We start from the raw sequence: 2011 nt of genomic DNA on the forward strand, positions 1-2011 counted from the left end.
CCTGGCGCAGCCGGATCCGCCGCCATTGCCGCTGCCGCAACTGGATCCGGCGCAGCCGGCGGCGTGGCCGGCGCAGTTGCGCCGCTACCGCGCGGCCGCCTCGGCGCGCCTGGTGTGGCGCGACGTGCTGGGCCTGGACGAGGTCGATGCGACCCTGGCCGGCAGCACGCGCTTGGCCGAGGACTGCCTGGCGCTGGCGCTGCAGGCGTTGGAAGGCGAGTTCGCCGCGCGTCATGGCGTGGTCCGTGCCGCCGACGGCAGCGTGCAGCGGCTGGTGGTGTTCGGCCTGGGCAAGCTCGGCGGTGGCGAACTGAATTTTTCCTCCGACGTGGATCTGGTCTACGCCTATCCGCAGGGCGGCGAGTCCGACGGCGCGCGGGCGCTGGCCGCCGAGGAATACTTCGCGCGGCTCGGCCAGCGCCTGGCGCGGCTGCTCGACGAGACCACCGCGGACGGCTTCGCGCACCGCGTGGATCTGCGTCTGCGCCCGTTCGGCACGGCCGGCCGGGTGGCGCTGTCGTTCGCCGGCATGGACCAGTACTTCCAGCGCGAAGGCCGCGACTGGGAGCGTTATGCCTGGCTGAAGGCGCGCGCGGTGGCCGGCGACATCGCCGCCGGCGAGGAATGGCTGCAGGCGCTGCGCCCGTTCGTGTACCGGCGCTATCTCGACTACACCGCGCTGGACGGCCTGCGCGAAATGAAGGCGGCGATCACCGCCGAAGTCGCGCGCCACGACCGCCTGGACGACATCAAGCGCGGCGCTGGCGGCATCCGCGAGATCGAGTTCCTGGTGCAGTCGCTGCAGTTGATCCGCGGCGGCCGCGAACCCGCACTGCGCGAACGCCGCCTGTTGCCGGCGCTGCACGCGCTGGTCGCCGCCGGCCAAATCGCCGCCGAGGACGGCGCGGCGCTGGCGCAGGCGTATCGCTTCCTGCGCCAGGTGGAGAACCGCCTGCAGATGCTGCGCGACGCGCAGACCCACGCGTTGCCGGAGGATCCGCTGGATCGCGCGCGCATCGCGTTCGGCCTTGGCCGTGCCGACTGGGCCGCGCTGCACGCAGCGCTGCAGGTGCAGCGCGATCGCGTCGCCGCCGAGTTCGCCGAACTGCTGGCGCCACGCGAACGTGCGCTGGCGCCCGATGCGCTGGCCGACTACTGGCGCGGCCTGCCCGACGCTGGCCAGGTGCAGGTGCTGCGCGAGGCTGGTTTCTCAGACCCTGACGGCGCCGACCAGGCCTTGCGCGGCTTCGTGCAGTCGCTGGGCGTGCGCACGCTCTCCGATGCCGCACGCGCGCGCCTGGATCGTGTGTTGCCGGCGCTGCTGCACGCCGCGGCGCGCTCGGCGCAGGCCGATGCCGCCCTGCACCGCGTGCTCGGCCTGCTGCAGGCGATCCTGCGCCGGGCCAGCTACCTGGCCCTGCTCGACGAACAACCCAGCGCGCTGGCGCGGCTGGTCGACGTGCTGGCGCGCAGCGCCTTCCTGTCCGAACGGCTGGCCGCGCACCCGCTGCTGCTGGACGAACTGCTCGACAGCCGCGTCGATGGCCCGATGCCGGACCTGGCGGCGATGCAGCGGCTGTGCGATGCCGCGGTCGCCGCCGCCGGCGACGATCCGGAAGCGGCCCTGCGCGGCCTCAACGAAGCGCGCCAGGCGCTGAGTTTCCGCATCGCCCTGGCGACGCTGGATCGACGCCAGCCCGCGCTCGACAGCGCCCGCCAACTGGCGCAGCTGGCCGAGGCGGTGGTGGTGACCGTGCTGCGCCTGGCGCGTGCCGATCTGGTCGCCGCGCACGGCGAGGTGCCTGGCGGCAGTTTCGCCATCGTCGGCTACGGCAGCCTCGGCGGCGTGGAACTGGGCATCGGCTCGGACCTGGACCTGGTGTTCCTGTACGACCATCCGCCGGGCGTCGAAGCGTCGTCCGGACCGCGGCCGCTGGAGAGCGGGCGCTGGTTCGCGCGGCTGGCGCAGAAGGTGATCGCCCTGCTCGGCGCGGTCACCGGCGGCGGCCGC

General features: G+C 73.8%; 1 protein-coding gene. It reads left to right on the forward strand.

Features of this window, described 5'->3' with window-relative positions:
• On the forward strand, positions 1–2011 hold a 2011-nt coding region (gene glnE, locus D183_RS0116815; protein ID WP_017910028.1), incomplete at both ends, for a bifunctional [glutamate--ammonia ligase]-adenylyl-L-tyrosine phosphorylase/[glutamate--ammonia-ligase] adenylyltransferase.

It is taken from the genome of Xanthomonas sp. SHU 199 (assembly GCF_000364665.1).
In the GTDB taxonomy this organism is placed as follows: domain Bacteria; phylum Pseudomonadota; class Gammaproteobacteria; order Xanthomonadales; family Xanthomonadaceae; genus Xanthomonas_A; species Xanthomonas_A sontii.